This is a genomic window from Paenibacillus ihuae (assembly GCF_001368795.1).
In the GTDB taxonomy this organism is placed as follows: domain Bacteria; phylum Bacillota; class Bacilli; order Paenibacillales; family Paenibacillaceae; genus Paenibacillus_AQ; species Paenibacillus_AQ ihuae.
Map to the genome: position 1 here is coordinate 167,116 of NZ_LN831199.1, position 17,048 is coordinate 184,163.

The 17,048-nt window shown below is 50.1% G+C and carries 18 protein-coding genes, 1 pseudogene and 1 riboswitch; all 19 genes and pseudogenes read right to left on the bottom strand.

All coding sequences use genetic code 11. The annotated features are described in order from the left end of the window. Nucleotides 1–69: 69 nt before the first annotated feature. The 19 genes and pseudogenes from AQR02_RS20420 to AQR02_RS20510 all read right to left on the bottom strand — a co-directional run bounded on the left by AQR02_RS20420 (nucleotide 70) and on the right by AQR02_RS20510 (nucleotide 16,870). Nucleotides 70–486 carry a F0F1 ATP synthase subunit epsilon gene (locus AQR02_RS20420; RefSeq protein WP_054942293.1) on the bottom strand — a complete coding sequence of 139 codons (417 nt, stop codon included), beginning with the start codon at nucleotides 484–486 and terminating at the stop codon, nucleotides 70–72. A 63-nt stretch (nucleotides 487–549) separates the two neighbouring features. Beyond that, complete coding sequence (atpD, locus tag AQR02_RS20425) at nucleotides 550–1,947, bottom strand: F0F1 ATP synthase subunit beta (RefSeq protein ID WP_054942294.1); 1,398 nt, start codon at nucleotides 1,945–1,947, stop codon at nucleotides 550–552. A gap of 85 nt (nucleotides 1,948–2,032) precedes the next feature. Next, nucleotides 2,033–2,902: an ATP synthase F1 subunit gamma gene (gene atpG, locus AQR02_RS20430; protein WP_054942295.1), complete on the bottom strand. Its 870-nt coding sequence runs from the start codon at nucleotides 2,900–2,902 to the stop codon at nucleotides 2,033–2,035. A gap of 153 nt (nucleotides 2,903–3,055) precedes the next feature. Next, nucleotides 3,056–4,567 (bottom strand): F0F1 ATP synthase subunit alpha, encoded by a 1,512-nt coding sequence (atpA, locus tag AQR02_RS20435; RefSeq protein ID WP_054942296.1) that lies wholly within the window; start codon nucleotides 4,565–4,567, stop codon nucleotides 3,056–3,058. Between the two features lie 11 nt (nucleotides 4,568–4,578). Continuing rightward, the gene (locus tag AQR02_RS20440) at nucleotides 4,579–5,130 is read right to left on the bottom strand and encodes a F0F1 ATP synthase subunit delta (RefSeq protein WP_054942297.1); all 552 of its coding nucleotides are present in this window, start codon (nucleotides 5,128–5,130) and stop codon (nucleotides 4,579–4,581) included. Then, the gene (gene atpF / locus AQR02_RS20445) at nucleotides 5,127–5,615 is read right to left on the bottom strand and encodes a F0F1 ATP synthase subunit B (protein ID WP_054942298.1); all 489 of its coding nucleotides are present in this window, start codon (nucleotides 5,613–5,615) and stop codon (nucleotides 5,127–5,129) included. The genes AQR02_RS20440 and atpF overlap by 4 nt, the downstream gene beginning before the upstream one ends. Before the next feature lie 97 nt (nucleotides 5,616–5,712). Next, a complete protein-coding gene (gene atpE / locus AQR02_RS20450; protein WP_039877624.1) occupies nucleotides 5,713–5,925 on the bottom strand; it encodes a F0F1 ATP synthase subunit C in 213 nt (70 codons plus the stop codon). 107 nt (nucleotides 5,926–6,032) lie between these two features. Then, nucleotides 6,033–6,800: a F0F1 ATP synthase subunit A gene (gene atpB, locus AQR02_RS20455; protein WP_054942299.1), complete on the bottom strand. Its 768-nt coding sequence runs from the start codon at nucleotides 6,798–6,800 to the stop codon at nucleotides 6,033–6,035. A gap of 26 nt (nucleotides 6,801–6,826) precedes the next feature. Next, nucleotides 6,827–7,204 carry an ATP synthase subunit I gene (locus AQR02_RS20460; RefSeq protein WP_054942300.1) on the bottom strand — a complete coding sequence of 126 codons (378 nt, stop codon included), beginning with the start codon at nucleotides 7,202–7,204 and terminating at the stop codon, nucleotides 6,827–6,829. Next, nucleotides 7,197–7,430 (bottom strand): AtpZ/AtpI family protein, encoded by a 234-nt coding sequence (locus AQR02_RS20465; protein ID WP_054942301.1) that lies wholly within the window; start codon nucleotides 7,428–7,430, stop codon nucleotides 7,197–7,199. Before AQR02_RS20465 ends, AQR02_RS20460 begins: the two co-directional genes overlap by 8 nt. A 177-nt stretch (nucleotides 7,431–7,607) precedes the next feature. Beyond that, nucleotides 7,608–8,768 carry a non-hydrolyzing UDP-N-acetylglucosamine 2-epimerase gene (wecB, locus tag AQR02_RS20470; protein ID WP_054942302.1) on the bottom strand — a complete coding sequence of 387 codons (1,161 nt, stop codon included), beginning with the start codon at nucleotides 8,766–8,768 and terminating at the stop codon, nucleotides 7,608–7,610. A 68-nt stretch (nucleotides 8,769–8,836) separates the two neighbouring features. Then, the gene (gene upp / locus AQR02_RS20475; RefSeq protein ID WP_036699222.1) at nucleotides 8,837–9,466 is read right to left on the bottom strand and encodes a uracil phosphoribosyltransferase; all 630 of its coding nucleotides are present in this window, start codon (nucleotides 9,464–9,466) and stop codon (nucleotides 8,837–8,839) included. A gap of 440 nt (nucleotides 9,467–9,906) precedes the next feature. Beyond that, nucleotides 9,907–11,157 (bottom strand): serine hydroxymethyltransferase, encoded by a 1,251-nt coding sequence (locus tag AQR02_RS20480; protein WP_054942303.1) that lies wholly within the window; start codon nucleotides 11,155–11,157, stop codon nucleotides 9,907–9,909. Between the two features lie 67 nt (nucleotides 11,158–11,224). Continuing rightward, a complete protein-coding gene (locus tag AQR02_RS20485; RefSeq protein ID WP_054942671.1) occupies nucleotides 11,225–11,827 on the bottom strand; it encodes a TIGR01440 family protein in 603 nt (200 codons plus the stop codon). A 128-nt stretch (nucleotides 11,828–11,955) separates the two neighbouring features. Continuing rightward, a riboswitch (ZMP/ZTP riboswitch) is annotated at nucleotides 11,956–12,038 on the bottom strand. A gap of 50 nt (nucleotides 12,039–12,088) precedes the next feature. After that, the gene (locus AQR02_RS20490) at nucleotides 12,089–12,676 is read right to left on the bottom strand and encodes a low molecular weight protein arginine phosphatase (protein ID WP_054942304.1); all 588 of its coding nucleotides are present in this window, start codon (nucleotides 12,674–12,676) and stop codon (nucleotides 12,089–12,091) included. 51 nt (nucleotides 12,677–12,727) lie between these two features. After that, nucleotides 12,728–13,291 carry a manganese efflux pump MntP gene (locus AQR02_RS20495; protein ID WP_054942305.1) on the bottom strand — a complete coding sequence of 188 codons (564 nt, stop codon included), beginning with the start codon at nucleotides 13,289–13,291 and terminating at the stop codon, nucleotides 12,728–12,730. Between the two features lie 167 nt (nucleotides 13,292–13,458). Beyond that, nucleotides 13,459–14,168, bottom strand: a pseudogene (gene spoIIR / locus AQR02_RS20500) (stage II sporulation protein R). A 146-nt stretch (nucleotides 14,169–14,314) separates the two neighbouring features. After that, nucleotides 14,315–15,481: an FtsW/RodA/SpoVE family cell cycle protein gene (locus tag AQR02_RS20505; protein WP_054942306.1), complete on the bottom strand. Its 1,167-nt coding sequence runs from the start codon at nucleotides 15,479–15,481 to the stop codon at nucleotides 14,315–14,317. A 204-nt stretch (nucleotides 15,482–15,685) separates the two neighbouring features. Further along, nucleotides 15,686–16,870, bottom strand: a complete 1,185-nt coding sequence (locus tag AQR02_RS20510; RefSeq protein WP_054942307.1) for an FtsW/RodA/SpoVE family cell cycle protein — start codon at nucleotides 16,868–16,870, stop codon at nucleotides 15,686–15,688. Nucleotides 16,871–17,048 lie beyond the last annotated feature (178 nt).

A 17,048-nucleotide genomic window follows, 5' to 3' on the forward strand; every position in this document is an offset into this window, starting at 1 on the left:
AGAGTTGAACCATATAAATTCTTATCTAATAAAAAAGCAGCCAAGCCAGAGGCTTGACCGCTTATATGATTACTGTTGTCCTTTTCCAGTGGACACTTGGATCCGTGTAACGGCGCGTTGGAGCGCCAGCTCCGCACGGCGGTGATCAATATCATCTTGTTTACTACGGGACTGAAGACGGCGCTGAGCCCGTTCTTTAGCCGCTTCGGCACGTTCAACATCGATATCCGTAGGCAGCTCGGCACTTTCGGCCAGCACGGTCACCTTGTCTTTATGCACTTCCACGAACCCGCCATGAACAGCGATAACAGTCGCAACACCATCCGATTTGACAGTCAGCGGAGCAACCTGAAGTGGAGTCACAAGTGGAATATGTCCCGGCAAAATGCCCAGCTCGCCATCAACTCCACGTACAGTCAGGCTGGTAACCTGCTTAGAGTAGACCAGACGCTCCGGCGTGACTATTTCGAGCAAAAAGGTATTCACTTCTATTCCTCCTCAAAGCTTTACGAAGTAAAGCTCGCTATCAAAAAGCATTATCTAACAGAGTTACATTGATTTCGCTTTTTCGACCGCTTCTTCAATCGTGCCTACAAAGAGGAATGCTGCTTCCGGAAGATTATCATGCTTGCCTTCCAGAATTTCCTTGAAGCTGCGCACAGTTTCCTTGATTGGCACATATTTACCCTTAAAGCCGGTAAATTGTTCTGCCACGTGGAAAGGCTGGGACAGGAAGCGTTCAACTTTACGGGCACGGGCAACGATAACCTTATCTTCCTCACTCAGCTCATCCATACCCAGGATCGCAATGATATCCTGAAGCTCAGTGTAGCGCTGCAAAAGCTGCTTAACGCCTTGTGCCACGTTGTAGTGCTCATCGCCGACAATTTCCGGAGCCAGGATACGCGAGCTGGAAGCCAGTGGATCAACCGCCGGGAAAATCCCCTTCTCGGAAATTTTACGTTCAAGGTTGGTTGTTGCATCCAAGTGGGCAAACGCTGTAGCCGGAGCCGGGTCAGTATAGTCATCCGCCGGTACATAGATCGCTTGGATCGAGGTAACCGAGCCCTTCTTGGTAGAAGTGATACGCTCCTGCAATTGACCCATTTCAGTTGCCAGTGTAGGCTGGTAACCTACCGCAGACGGCATGCGGCCAAGCAGCGCTGATACTTCGGAACCCGCTTGGGTAAAGCGGAATATATTATCGATAAAGAGCAGCGTATCGCGGCCTTCCACATCACGGAAATACTCCGCCATGGTCAAACCGGTCAGAGCTACACGAAGACGTGCGCCCGGCGGCTCATTCATTTGTCCGAACACCATTGCCGTTTTCTTGATAACGCCGGAGTCGGTCATTTCATGATACAAGTCATTACCTTCACGGGTACGTTCACCAACACCGGCAAATACGGAGATACCGCCGTGTTCCTGTGCGATGTTATTGATCAGTTCCTGGATGGTTACCGTTTTACCTACGCCGGCACCGCCGAACAGGCCGATTTTACCGCCCTTAGCGTAAGGGGCCAGCAAGTCGATAACCTTGATTCCTGTTTCCAGAATTTCTGCTTGCGTCGACAGTTCATCAAATGTCGGAGCAAGACGGTGAATCGGGTTGCGCTCTGCAACTACCTCAGCGCCGTTATCAATAGGATTGCCCAGCACGTTGAATACGCGGCCAAGTGTAGCTGCGCCAACCGGAACCGAAATCGGTCCGCCCTGGTCAATAACCTCAAGCCCGCGTACCAGGCCGTCTGTAGACGACATTGCGATACAACGAACCAGATTGTCACCCAGGTGATTGGAAACCTCAAGTGTCAAATCAATAGTGCGGCCGTTTTCCAAGCTGGTTTCAATCTTGATAGCGTTGAAAATCTCGGGCAACTGGCCGCGTTCAAATTCAATATCGACAACCGGACCCATAATGCTTACAACGCGTCCTTTGTTCATCTTAATATTTCCCTCCTCGAAAGCTGTTGCATTGAGAAGAAACGGAAATGCCTTCTCTTCAGATCCGGCATCCGTTCCTTAATTCTTAAGACTGCGCGTTCGCTCCGGCCACAATCTCGGTAATTTCCTGTGTAATTGCTGCCTGACGGGCACGGTTATACGTAAGTCTGAGTTCACCGATCATTTTCGACGCGTTCTTCGTTGCACTGCCCATCGCTGTCATCTTCGCTCCCAGCTCACTGGCTTTGCCGTCAAGAACTGCACTGTAAATCAGCGTTTCCGCATATTTCGGAAGCAGTACTCCGAGTACACCTTCCGGTGAAGGCTCGTATTCGTAGCTTGCGCTTGCTTCGCGGTGTTCTGTTCCGCTTACTGCATCCATCGGCAGGAGACGGTTAACCGTCGGTACCTGGCTGATGGCATTGACGAACCGGTTGTAGCAGATATACAGCTCGTCAAACACGCCTGTTTCGAACTGCTGAACCGCAGAGTAAGCAATCGACTTGATGTCGGAGAATTTCGGCGTATCGGACAGCTCGGTGATTTCCTCTACAATCGGGTATTCACGGCGGCGCAAAAAGTCACGGCCTTTCCGGCCGATTACGAACAAAGCATACTCGTCTTTGGAGGCATGCCGCTCTGCCAGCAGCAACGTGAGCATACGCAGAACATTGGCATTGTATCCACCGGCAAGACCTCTGTCGGAGGTAACAATAAGATAAGCGGTCTTTTTCACGGGACGGCTCACCAGCATCGGATGGGTAACACCCTGGGTACTGGCAGCAATGTTCGATACGACCTCTTTCAGCTTCTCCGAGTAAGGACGGGCAGCTTCCGCTTTCTCCTGCGCTTTGCGGAGTTTCGAGGCAGCTACCATCTCCATTGCCTTTGTGATCTGTCTGGTGTTTTGAACGCTCTTGATTTGACGTTTAATATCACGCATGCTTCTTGCCATGATTTCACCACCTTAGAGCTTTGACGAAGTCAAAGCTATCTTCGTAAGCGTAAACTGAGCTTTGACGAAGTCAAAGCTATCTTCGAAAGAATATCCCAAAGCTTTGGCGCCGCCAAAGCTCCGGTTCAGACTAACTTTGTATGTGTATAACGATTAGCTCGTCGCAAAGCCTTTTTTGAATTTATCAATAGCTTCTTTGAGGGCTGCTTCGTTATCTGCAGTCAAATCTTTAGTATCCGTGATGGATTTAACGATTCCGGCAGCGCTGGTGTCCACAAAAGCCAGGAATTCCTTTTCAAAACGTCTTACGTCTTTGACAGGAATATCATCCAAATGGCCTTTGACAGCTGTATACAAGCTGATTACCTGATGTTCTACAGCCAGAGGCTGGTTAACACCCTGTTTGAGAATTTCCATCATACGTGCACCGCGGTTCAGACGGGCCTGCGTAGATTTATCCAGATCGGAACCAAATTGGGAGAATGCCTGAAGTTCGCGGTATTGGGCCAAATCCAGACGGAGTGAGCCGGCAACCTTCTTCATTGCTTTGATCTGCGCGGAACCGCCTACACGGGATACGGAGATACCGACGTTGATCGCCGGACGCTGACCGGAATAGAACAGGTCGGATTCCAGGAAGATCTGGCCGTCGGTAATCGAGATTACGTTCGTTGGAATGTAAGCCGATACGTCAGATGCCTGTGTTTCGATGAATGGCAGCGCGGTTAATGAACCTCCACCAAGCTCATCGCTAAGCTTAGCCGCACGCTCCAAAAGACGGGAGTGCAGATAGAATACGTCACCAGGGAACGCTTCGCGGCCCGGTGGACGGCGGAGCAGCAGGGACAATTCGCGGTAAGCGGAAGCTTGCTTCGAAAGGTCATCATAAATGACAAGGACATGCTCGCCTTTGTACATGAAGTACTCGCCCATTGCGCAGCCTGCGTATGGAGCGATATACAGCAGCGGAGACGGCTCGGAAGCCGAAGCTGTTACAACGATTGTATACTCCAGTGCGCCGTGGCGGCGGAGAGTTTCAACAACCTGTGCTACAGTCGATTGTTTCTGGCCGATGGCAACATAGATACATTTCATGCCATTGCCTTTTTGGTTGATGATGGCATCGATTGCGATAGCCGTTTTACCGGTCTGACGGTCACCGATGATAAGCTCACGTTGTCCGCGGCCGATCGGAACCATCGCATCAATCGCTTTGAGGCCGGTCTGCATCGGCTCATGTACCGATTTGCGGTCGATAACGCCTGGAGCGTTATGTTCCACAGGACGGAATTCAGTGGTTGCAATTGGACCTTTGCCGTCGAGCGGCTGTCCGAGTGCATTCACTACACGGCCCAGCATAGCTTCGCCAACCGGAACCTGCATAATTTGTCCGGTACGTTTTACTTGATCGCCTTCACGAATTGCCGTGTACTCACCCAGGATAACAACACCGACGTTGCTTTCTTCCAGGTTGAGCGCCATGCCCACTACTCCGTTGGAGAACTCCAGCAGTTCCCCTGCCATCGCGTTTTCCAGACCGTAGACACGGGCGATACCGTCGCCGACTTGAATAACAGTGCCGATCTCGGCAACTTCAATATCGGCTTTATATTGCTCAATTTGACTTTTGATCAAACTGCTGATCTCTTCAGGTCTAATGCTCAATATCCTCACCCCTATCTTCTATGCTTCTCATTAAAAGATTTCTCAAGACGCGTAAGTTTGCCGGACAGACTGCCGTCATACAGCGTATCGCCGATCACAACCTTCAATCCGCCAAGCAGGCTCTTGTCAACGAGATTCGTAATACGAATCTTGCGTTTTGTAAGCTGGCTGAACTCATTAGCCACATTATCCTGCTCTTCCTGACTCAGAACATATGTGGAGTATACAGTCGCATCGCCGATACCTAAGGCGTCACCTTCTATTTTCACATACGCTTCAAGCAGATCAGCAAAAATATCGGTTCTGCCCCGCTCCACCAGCATCTCTACCGTATTAAGCACGACATCCGAGAGCTTATCCTGAAGTACAGTGCGCAGCACCTTCAGCTTGTCGGACTGTGAGATGCGCGGTGCAAGAATAAACCGCTTCACCTCTTCATCGAAATGAAGCACCTCGACTACTGCCTTAAGCTGTTCTTCCACTTCAAGCGTAATGCCCTTTTCTACCGCGGCACTGTATAGGGCTTTGGCGTAACGTTTGGCAACTACCGTACTGCGACTCATGATCGGCCTCCTACCTCTTTGAGGTATTGATCAACAAGCTGTTCCTGTTCGCCGTCAACCTTAACTTCTTTTTCAAGCAATTTGGAAGCGATTCGAACCGAAGCTGTTCCCAGCTCGCTGCGCAGTGCTTCCACAGCCTTGTTCTTTTCGTTAGCAATATCACGGACAGCCTCATCTTTAAGACGCGCAGCTTCAACTTTAGCCTGATCCATTAGCTTGTCAGCCTGGTTAAGACTTGTAGCCTGGGACTGCTGAATAATCTGCTGAGCCTCTTCGCGGGCCTTCTGCAAAGCTTGCTTCTGTTCTTCTACATAAGCGACCGCCTGCTCTCTGGTCTTAGCCGCTTCATCCATCTGCTGCATCACGAGTTCACGGCGTTTCTCCATGATTCCGAACAGTTTGCTGAATGCAAACTTACTGAGCAGGAAATACAGGATTACAAATGCAGCAATTGAAAACACTATATTGGTCCAAACTATAGTCAATGTGGTCACTCCTTTCCGTTACCGCGGTGTGCGGATATATACAAAAGTAAGGCGCGGATGGCACTTGCCCTCCCCGCCAAACCGCAAGAACGGTTTATTATGAAAACATGATCAAGAATGCGATAACCGTTGCTGCCAAAGGAATTACTTCGACGATACCTACACCGATAAACATTGTAGTCTGCAGTGCGTTACGTGCTTCCGGCTGACGGGCGATGGATTCTACCGTTCTGCTTACGATCATACCGTTACCAAGACCTGCACCGAGTGCGCCCAAACCAACCGCGATTGCTGCTGCCAAAAATTCCATTTAAAATATCCTCCTTTAATTTCGGTTCATTTTTTTGTGTGTTTAATGATATAAAAATCTCCCGCGAAAACCAAATGACAATTGCCGTTTAGTTTCACGGCAGTTCATTAATGTGCTTCTTCTTCGTGAATAGTCATCTGTGCGATGTAAACCATCGTCAGGATTGTGAAAATAAACGCCTGAAGTGCTCCTACAAAGATACTGAAGCCCTGCCAGATTGCCAAGAACGGAATACTGACTATACTCAGCTTCAGGATAACCGTGATCAAAACCTCACCGGCAAAGATGTTTGCGAACAAACGAATGGCCAGCGCTACAGGCTTAGCAAGGTTCTCGATGATGTTGAGCGGTAGAAAGATTGGAAACGGCTCGATATAGTGTTTGAAATAATGTTTGCCGTTCTGCTTAATGCCCAGGAAGTTCATCAATACGAAAACGATAATCGCAAGGCCTGCCGTAATGTTGATATCGGCAGTCGGTGACTTATACCACAGCAGCTCAACATGTTCACCGTGTGCAAGGTCTTTGGTCGCTTCAATCACGTGTCCAAAAATGTACACCGGCTCATGGGCCTCAGTGATGAAGGAAAAAGGCAGACCAAGGAGATTGGAGACAAAGATAAACAGTATCAGCGTCAATCCCAGTGATATGTAAGGCTTGCCCTTCTTCAAGTCCATAGCGCTGCTGATTATTCCCTGTACAAATTCGACTACCCACTCCATAAAGTTATGGAGTCTGGACGGATTGTCGACAGACAGGTTGCGGACAGACAGCATAACCAGAACGAATACGATGATCGAGCTGATTAGCAGTGTCAGAACAGCAGATAAATCAATTGGTATGCTGCCAAAATAGATTAATGGCATGTCATGCATGGTATCATCCCCCTTTCCCTTTAATCTTACATCTTGTTCCTTACACTTAAGTAAATCCCTACTGGAATAGAGAGCAGTTGGGGAAGAAACAATCCGGAAATGGTTGCCTCCAGCGGGAAATGCTCAATTCTGACGGAGAACATAGTAACCAGAATTGCAAAGCAGATCCGTGTGACAAACCCAAGACTGAAGGCCTTACCCTCATTACTTGCAACCGACTCGGCTACCCGCCTCACCTTCACGGCCAGATAACGGAAATTCACTATGCCCGCAAGCAACCCGAGCGACATCCCCAGTGTAACTGCGCGGGTCTCATGATGAAGAGCCCATCCCATCAGCAATCCTGCCATCAGGACTACTGTGACTCTGGTTACGGCATTGATCATGGGAGTCATATTATCCATTTTGCTCCCCCAGAAATTTTTTGATTAATACGGCGACATTTATAATCCCCAGAATCATTCCGGAAATTGTGCCGATAGCAAGCCAATACTGAGGGCCGTCAATCTGGCGTTGAAGCCACCTTGCCACAAAATAACCTATAATAATGTAAGCGGCAAGCAACGTACCTGCGCTGCCAATAACGAGGGCAGTTTTTCCCAGTCCGGCCTCATCTTTTTGTTCTTTCATAGGCTACAATCCCAACTAATTTTACTGAATATCCAGACTCTTTGTCAATTCATTGAAAATTGCTCAAAAGTGTATGAAAACATGAAAATAATCACAGCAAAATTATTCAAAACCATACAAACCGTACAGTTTCACTGTATGCTGTATTCTCAATTTCAATTATTAGTGTTTGCAGCATTAAATATCATTTGTGAACATTCTGTGAAATTCCACCGGACGTTCTTCAACGGCGCCGAAATGGTGCAAAATCGCATTGACAATTCTTTCGGAGGCTTTGCCGTCTCCATACGGGTTGGCGGCCCGACTCATTGACTGATACAGTTCCTGGTCAGTCAGCAGAGCATGTGTCCGTTGATACACCTTCTCCTCGTCCGTCCCCACTAGCTCCAATGTTCCGGCCTCGATCCCTTCCGGGCGCTCGGTTGTATCACGCAGCACAAGCACAGGAACTCCAAAGGAAGGAGCTTCCTCCTGCAGGCCGCCGGAATCGGTCAATATCAGGTGGGTATGCGGATAAAAATTGTGCAGGTCAACAACATCCAGCGGATCAATCAGCTTAATTCTCGGATGCCCGCCCAGAATCTCATGAGCCGGTTCCTTAACTGCAGGACTTGGATGCACGGGATAAACAATGGCTACATCTTCAAATTCATCAGCGATTCTTTTGACAGCACGGAAAATATGACGGTGCGGTTCGCCTTGAGACTCTCTGCGGTGCGCCGTCATTAAAATGAGTCTTTTTCCTGCCGCAAAATCCAATACAGGATGCCGGTAATCCGGCTGTACGGTATATTGAAACACATCGGTTACGGTGTTGCCTGTGATATAGATACTTGACTCTTTTTTGTTCTCATGTCTCAAATTACCGGCTGACCAATCCGTTGGAGCAAAATGCAAATCTGCCAAAACGCCTGTCAGCTGGCGGTTCATTTCCTCAGGATATGGGGAAAGTTTGTTCCAGGTCCGAAGTCCCGCTTCTACATGTCCTACCTGAATTTGCTGCAGGAAGGAGGCATAGCTGGCCAGGAAAGTCGTCAGCGTATCCCCGTGCACCAGCACCAGATCAGGCTTAGCTTCACGAAGTACAGGTTCCAGCCCCTCCAGCACGCGTATCGAAATTTCATTCAGCGTCTGGCGGTCCTTCATCACGTCCAGATCATAGTCGGGAACGATCTTGAAAACTTCCAGCACCTGGTCCAGCAATTCACGGTGTTGCGCGGTTACGCATACAACGGATTCAATCTGCTCAGGGTGTCTGTTCAGCTCGAGCACCAGCGGCGCCATTTTGATCGCCTCAGGGCGCACTCCGAAAATCGTCATCACTTTAATTTTGGACATAAACCCCTAACCTCTCTTCTACTAGATAAGCAATCTATCGCGTTTGTTCTATAATACAATGCCGCTAATTACTTAGTTCCGTATAAACGGTCTCCCGCATCTCCAAGTCCCGGAACAATATATCCATGATCGTTCAGATGATCATCTAGTGCAGCCACATAAATGTCCACATCAGGGTGGGCAGCTTGTACAGCAGCAACACCTTCTGGAGCAGCTATCAGGTTCATCATTTTAATCTGGGTGCATCCGCGGTTCTTCAGCGAGGTGATTGCCGCAATGGCCGAACCCCCGGTCGCCAGCATCGGATCGATAACGATCAGCTCACGCTCCTGCACATCCGTAGGAAGCTTAATGTAGTATTCTACCGGCTGTAGCGTATCCGGATCACGGAAAAGGCCGACATGTCCCACTTTGGCTGCAGGGAGCAATTTCAGAACCCCTTCAAGCATTCCAAGGCCGGCGCGGAGAATCGGAATCAGACCCAACATTCTTCCCGAAATCACTTTGCTCTGTGTTTCAGCCACTGGCGTCTGTACTGTAATTGTCTCCAGCGGAATATCGCGTGTAATCTCATAGGCCATGAGTGTAGCCACTTCATCCACATGTTCTCTGAACTCTTTCGTGTTGGTCCGCACATCGCGGATAAATGTCAGTTTGTGCTGAATCAAAGGATGATCGCAAATCACCAATTTTCCCATTCTTGTCCCTCCGGTAATTATGAGTCTTGTTAGCTGCAGAAAGCGCTTTTGCTTCTTCCATGGCTAAATCTTGTCTATTATATCATCACCCGGTGCGTATTTCACCTCCGAAGGGAAAGTAACGCCCGGGAAAAAGCAACTTTAATCGAATACGCGCTCACAGTAAGTTTCAGGAAGCACATCCATCCCTCTGGTTATAAACCGCCCTTAGTTTGTACTGATTTAAACTTTTAATACTTTTCACATTATTTTCACTGTTTTTTATGAAAATTCCATGAACTTTCATAGACGTTTCATAATATTTCTCGACATTTTTTGTACTTAAATTGTGAACGTTATGCAACTTTTACCTACAGAAAAGCAAAAAAACTCCGCAAAGACTGCCAGAAACAGTCCTTGCGAAGGTAGATTCAGCCTCATTAAATTCTGCAGGCAGAATTTTAGTACTGCAAGCCCGGGTAGATCGGATATTGCTCTGTTAACGCAGCTACCTCACGGGCAGCTTCAGCCAATTTGGCTTCGTCCTTAGGATTCTTCAGAACATTTGCGATAATCCGGCCAATGGTTACCATAGCCTGCTCGTCCATACCGCGGGAAGTAACCGCAGGGGTTCCGATCCGGATGCCACTCGTTACAAACGGGCTGGTAGGATCGAACGGAATGGCGTTTTTGTTCACAGTGATGCCAATGGAATCGAGTACCCTTTCTGCATCTTTCCCTGTGATGTTCAGATTACGGGTATCGAGCAGCATCAGGTGGTTATCTGTGCCGCCGGAAACAATGTTGACCCCTTCACCGATCAGTGTTTCTGCCAGCACCTTCGCATTCTTCACTACGTTTTGGGCATAGGTCTTAAAGGACGGCTGCAAGGCTTCGCCAAACGATACCGCCTTAGACGCAATCACATGCATCAGCGGTCCGCCCTGCGAGCCCGGGAATACCGCTTTATCAATGGCAGCAGCCCAAGGCTGTCTGCACAGAATCATTCCACCGCGCGGTCCGCGCAAAGTTTTGTGAGTCGTCGTGGTCACGAAGTGGGCATGAGGCACCGGACTCGGATGAAGACCAGCAGCAACCAGACCGGCGATATGAGCCATATCGACCATGAACAGCGCACCAACATCATTAGCTATGGAACCCAGCGCTTCAAAATCAATAGTCCGCGGGTATGCACTTGCACCGGCAACAATCAGTTTAGGACGGTGTTTGAAGGCGGCTTTGCGCACTTCATCATAATCAATCAGGAATGTATCTTCTTGCACGCCATAAGCTACGAAGTTATACAGCAGGCCGGAGGCATTTACCGGACTTCCGTGCGTTAAATGCCCGCCATGAGCAAGGTTCATACCAAGAACAGTGTCACCGGGATTGAGTGCGGCCAGATAAACTGCCATATTCGCCTGAGCACCGGAATGCGGCTGAACATTGGCATGATCGGCGCCGAACAGCTGCTTGGCACGGTCACGGGCAAGGTTCTCTACGATATCAACATCTTCACAGCCGCCATAATAGCGTTTGCCCGGATAGCCTTCAGCATATTTATTCGTAAGAACAGAACCCATGGCTTCCATTACAGCTTCACTGACGATATTCTCCGAAGCAATAAGCTCAATGTTGGCACGCTGACGGCTCAGCTCCAGTCCCATTGCTTCCAGTACTGCCGGGTCACTCTTGCGCAATTGTTCCATTATTCTTATTTCCTCCCTGAGTAGCTCTTAATTTTTATAATTCTTAATAATCTGATTTCCGCCCATTCCTTCAATCACACTGCCTGGAACCGTTTGTCTCTTGCGTCCGGTATACAGCGCGTTCTCCGCCGACCAGAGGCGGCCTGCTAAAGGCTGCATTCACTCTGGCGGAGCCGATGTAGCGCAGGCTCGGCCGGAAGGGTACTGCAACCCGGCGCAGATGCATGCCGATCAGCGTCTCGCCGATATCGATCCCGGCATGGGCCTCGATAGTCTCAGCCAGAACCGGATCAGCCATGAAGCTGTAGGCGACAGCGGCCATCGAGCCGCCGGCACCCGGGACGGGCACAGCCGATACCTCTCTCAGTCTTAGGGACTCCAGCAGGGAACGTTCCATAACCAGCGAGCGGTTCAAATGCTCGCAGCACTGGTATACTGTATGAAATCCGCGTTCCTCAGCAACCTGACGTATCCCCTGCAGCAGCTGCTGCGCCACTTCCAGAGCGCCTCCGGTGCCGATGCGGACACCGGCAACCTCACTGGTGCTGGCCCCGACTACCAGAATTTTGCCGGGTCCGAGCTTGCCTGCTTCAGCAAGCTCAGCCACTACAGCAGCGGTTGCCGCCGTCAAGGAAAGCTCCGCACCCGCCGGAGCCTCCGTTTGTTCCGGCATTCCGCCGGCTGCACGTTCTTCCCAAGAGTCCTGCTTCATGACTTCTTCCATCACTTCCGCCTCCCTCAAGCGCATACACACTCACATTTTAAACAAAAAAGAGCAGTCCGCAGCAAACTGCGGATGTGCTCTTTTGCCCAGGCGACCGGCCGTTTATTCCAGTGCTCCATCGTGGTTTCATCCACACTTGTCGCCAGTTACACCGGAACCGGGTAATATTTATTACATCTTAAAGGATAGCCCGTGAAAAATCAACCATCTTTACAAACGGCGTAAGGACTCCAGCTTGTCGAGCAGACTATATAATGCAGTACGGATCTCAGCCGCCGTAAGTTCATAATCTTCCCGGGAGCCGCCGAACGGATCCGAAATATCGAAGCTTGGAATCCGCTGCCTTATTTCGATGATCCGCTGCAAATCGGCCGACTTCGGCTCCTTGCCCAGCGCCAGGTTCAGCTCCGCTTCTGCATACAGGCTGTCCAGCTCCCTGATATCACCATTTACAGCCTCTTCATTATAGACATATTCTTTGAGCGTATGCGTCTTAGATACTGCGCTCGGGAAATACTGCAGCAGATGCCGTTTATGACCGCCAGTCAGCGTCAGCACCAGATCAGCCCAATTCACGATCTCCGCGCTAAGCTGGGTAGAACTCATATGATCATTGATTCCTTCGTCCCGCAGAATGGCTGCGGCATGTCTGGATACGGAAGTGCCGGAAATGGCTGAAACGCCTGCAGACCGCACTTCCAGCTCGATTCCCCGCTCCTTCGCGAGCTTCCGCAAAAGTCCCTCGGCCATAGGACTGCGGCACGTATTTCCGGTGCAGACGAATAAAATATGCAGCATGCTTTCCACCTCCATGAAAGGATGAATTAAAATTCTTTTGCCGTTATTGTATCAGAAGATGAACAGCAAGCCAAACGCCAGAAGAATCGCCCCGCCCAGCGCTTCCCCGTAATCGCCCAGTCCGCGGCTGACCCGCCTTCCCAGCAATAGACCGGTAATGGACATAATGCCGCCGCATAACCCAAATGCTAATACGGTTAGAACTATGCTATTCACAAACATTCCAAGGGACACACCTACAGAGAAGGAATCCACACTCACACTAAGCGAAATGAGCAGCATTCCCCAGAACGTCCCATGATCAATCGCCCGGCTGCTGTCCTCTTTCCGAAAAGAGTTAAACACCATATGTCCGCCCAGCAGCAGAAGCAGCCCGCCTGCGGCATACGTTGTGACTTGTCCAAGCAAGTGCCCTACATAACTGCCGGTAAACAAGCCAAGCAGCGGCATCAGCACATGAAAAAAAGCAATCAGCAGGCTGAGCTGCAGCACATGCAAAAGACGGATGCCTTTCATCCCGATCCCTACGCCCAGGGAAAATGCGTCCATCCCCAGTGCGATTGCCATAATGGCAATTGTTACAATCTGGCCCCACCCAGCATAAACCCCCGCCATGCCCATACCCCCAAAGTCCGAAAGTCTTGTACAACAACGATATGCGGACAAGGGGACAATCATGACTGAACATGAGAGGATACGGTGTCTGAGAGGCACAACGTGAAAACGGCTCCAGCTGGTGGAACCGCCACTCCCTACTGCACCACAACTATATTAACTGTGACTCAAGCCCACAACCCGCTGATCCAGTTCCACAGATTCTGCAGCATCTCCCAGAGGAAGAATCGCACCTTAGGAGCTTCCGCTTCTCCGCCCGCAGCTTTTCCTGCGGCAGAAACGGTTTGGACAGTCTCTTTGTCTGAAGCAGCTATCTTTCCGCCAGTCTCCTCCGCCGCGGCAGAAGCAGTCTCTGTCCCTTTAGCAGCAGCATCACCGGATCCTGCATCGATAAGCAGAGCGGCGGGAACAGCACGCACCACCAATTCTGTCCTTTCCCTGCCCCGAGGGTAACGCGCACAGCCTCGTAATCTCCTGCCGGATACACGGTTCCCCCGTACATCTTGGTCGGGAATGGAACAACGCCCAGCTCAACTTTATAGTCATACCCGATGCCTCTCTTCTGGAGTTCTCCGGCAACGAGTTCGTTCAGCTCCGGCAGGTGGCGTCTGATTAAGGCCCGTGCCTGCTCCAGGCTCTGCGGGTCTTCAAGTGCGGAGACCCACTGGTTCATCTGTTCAACAATTTTGTCGCGGATCTGGCGTTTGACCAGCTGGTCTGCGGCTCCGTCCGAATTCGCCAGAATACGCAGGCGGATGGATTCCTGCGGAATCGCAACCTCCGCTACAGCCGCATCGCTCTTTTGTCCTTCCCAAACCATCATGAGTACCATCAAAAATGAAAATAAAATAGCAGTATACTTAAAAGTTACCCGCAAGGAATCCTGTCTCTCCGGCGATATCAATCTCATTTCCAGCAGCCCCTCTCCCTGAACCTCTTATGTCTTCAGTATGTCCGGAGAAGAGAGACTGCAAACCTAGCAATCTATTAAAAGTTTGTTAATGCCAGTGGAGCTAGGGCCGATCAGAAATGCAAGGCAGGTACTGGCAGCTCCTCCTCTACATCCTGTCCGTATAGCAGCACGCTCATGGCAATGCCCATGCTGGCCATATTGATTACAACCGAGGTGCCTCCGTAGCTGATGAACGGGAGTGTAATGCCAGTCAGCGGCATAAGTCCGATGTACGCACCGATGTTCTCAAGAATCTGATACAGCAGCATGGCCACGATGCCGATAATCAGAAACGGGCCTGCCCGGTCTTTGCACTCCAGGGCGATCAGAATCATCCGGTGAATCAGAATAAAAAACAGCAGCAGGAGCAGCGATGCCCCGATAAACCCGAACTCTTCCGCAATCTGTGCAAAGATCGCATCCGAGTAGATCACCGGAATTTTATTCGACTGGACGGATCCGCCCTGCAGATACCCTTCTCCGCTCATTCCGCCGGAGGCAATCGCTATTTTGGCATTGCGCGTCTGATAGCTGTCATCACTGCTTGCAAGCTCCGGCACGAGCCAGGGGTCGAAGCGTTTGACGAAATGCTCGCGGCCGATGGTTGTGCTCATAAAATCCGTCATTTGCTCATGATAATGGATATAGCTGTAAATGAAGCCGAGGAGTGCGCCTCCGGCAATAATCAGGCCAATCAGCGCATGGGTCCATTTAATCCGGCCGATCCACAGCAGACCCACCAGGATAACCATATAGCTAAGCGCATTACCCAGATCATTCTGGCTGATGACCACCGCGAATGGCAGCAGGGCCACCAGACTCAGCGGCACAATGTCGCGCCAAAACAGGAGCTGGCTTTTATTTTTACGGACCAGCAGAGAGGCCAGCGCCAGAATGAGCACCAGCTTAAACAGTTCGGCAGGCTGAAAGCTGAAGGATCCCACACTAAGCCAACCCTTCGCCCCGTACTTCACCGTCCCGAAAAGACTCACAAGTACCAGAATCCCTACGCCTCCTAAATAAATGTAGAGCGCAAGTTTAACAAGCAAACGGTAATCAAACAATGATAATCCGAAAAAAGCCACAAACCCCAGCCCATACCATCGGATCATCTGCAGGTGCATCCCATCTTCATCCCGTCCGTGCGTTACACTGTATATCGATAAGATACTGACAGCCATCAGCATAAGCAGCACAACAACAATGACACCGTCTATCTTTTTGACTCGCTGCAGCATAGGAAGACTCCTGACTGTATTCGAATTTTGCCTTGCCGGCATATCCATCGCACTAAACTGGAGGATTCCGTTATTTTACATTCTAAAGCAACTTGAGGGTCCAATACAATTTTTTATAATAGGTCCATATATTCCCTCAGGCCGCAAAAGAAAAACCGCCGGTCCCCATTCAGATGGAGCCAGCGGTTTAATAACGTTCATCTCTCAGCCTTGCTTCGCAGCTGCAGGATAAGCCGCAGGAGTCGGCAGATTCTCTTCAACTTCCCGTCCGTGGAGCCGCACACTCATCACCAGACCGATGCTGGCCATGTTGATCAGTAGCGAGGTCCCCCCAAAGCTGACGAACGGCAGCGTAATGCCGGTTAGCGGCATAAGTCCGATAAACGCACCAATATTCTCAAAAATCTGGTACAGAATCATCGCCACGATACCCACAATCAGGAACGGGCCGCCACGGTCTTTGCATTCCAGGGCAATTAGAATCATCCGGTGAATCAGGATAAAATACAACAGCAGCAGCAGCGCCGAACCGACAAACCCAAACTCCTCAGCAATCTGCACAAAGATCGAGTCGGAATACGTATAAGGCACCCGGTCCGTTTGCACAGAGCTGCCTTGCGTATAACCTTCCCCGCTCATGCCGCCTGAGGCAATTGCCAGCTTGGCGTTTTTGGTATGGTAGCTGGCCTTGGCGGTCGCTTTCTCCGGAACCAGCCAAGGGTCGAACCGCTCCACCCAATGGGAGCGCCCGATATCTGTGAGAAAGGTCTTGATCTGATCATGATAGTGTATATAGCTCATAATTCCGGCTGCCGCCGTACTTGCTATAATCAGCAGACCAATCAGCGCATGCGAAAATTTAATATTCCCGATCCACAGCAGACCCACCAGAATTACGATATAGGAGAGCGCATTACCAAGGTCATTTTGACTGATTACAATCAGAAAAGGCAGTATGGTAAGCAACCCCAGCGGCACGACATCCTTCCAGAAGAGCAGCCTGTTCTTGTTCTTGCGGACCAGCACTGCCGCCAGAAACAGGATCAGGATCAGCTTAAACAGTTCCGCCGGCTGGAGGCTGAATCCGCCGAACTTCAACCAGCCCTGGGCGCCGTTCTGCGTTTTACCGATAAAGCTGACCAGGACCAGTATCCCGATCCCGGTAATATAGATATATAGCGCATATTTGACGATCAGCCGGTAATCAATGAACGTCAGTCCGAGAAAGGCAACCATGCCGAGGATATAGAACTTGATCATCTTAATGTGCATACCGTCCAGGTCTTTTCGTCCATGGGTCACACTGTATATAGAGAAAATGCTGATGACCATCAGCAGTAATAGAACAATTACAATAGCACCGTCAATCTTTTTAATCTTCTGAAGCATATTCTGTCTCCTTACTCAGTACTGGAGCTTCCAGTTCACGCTTAGTTAGAAGTCCGTCAATTCTATTGTAAAGGAAGGGGCAGCAAAAATACAATTTCACCGCAGGCCGTTCGTCTAACACTGCGGGGGAGCGTACCGGGACCCGCTAACGGGCGATGCCTAGCACATGGCGGGAATT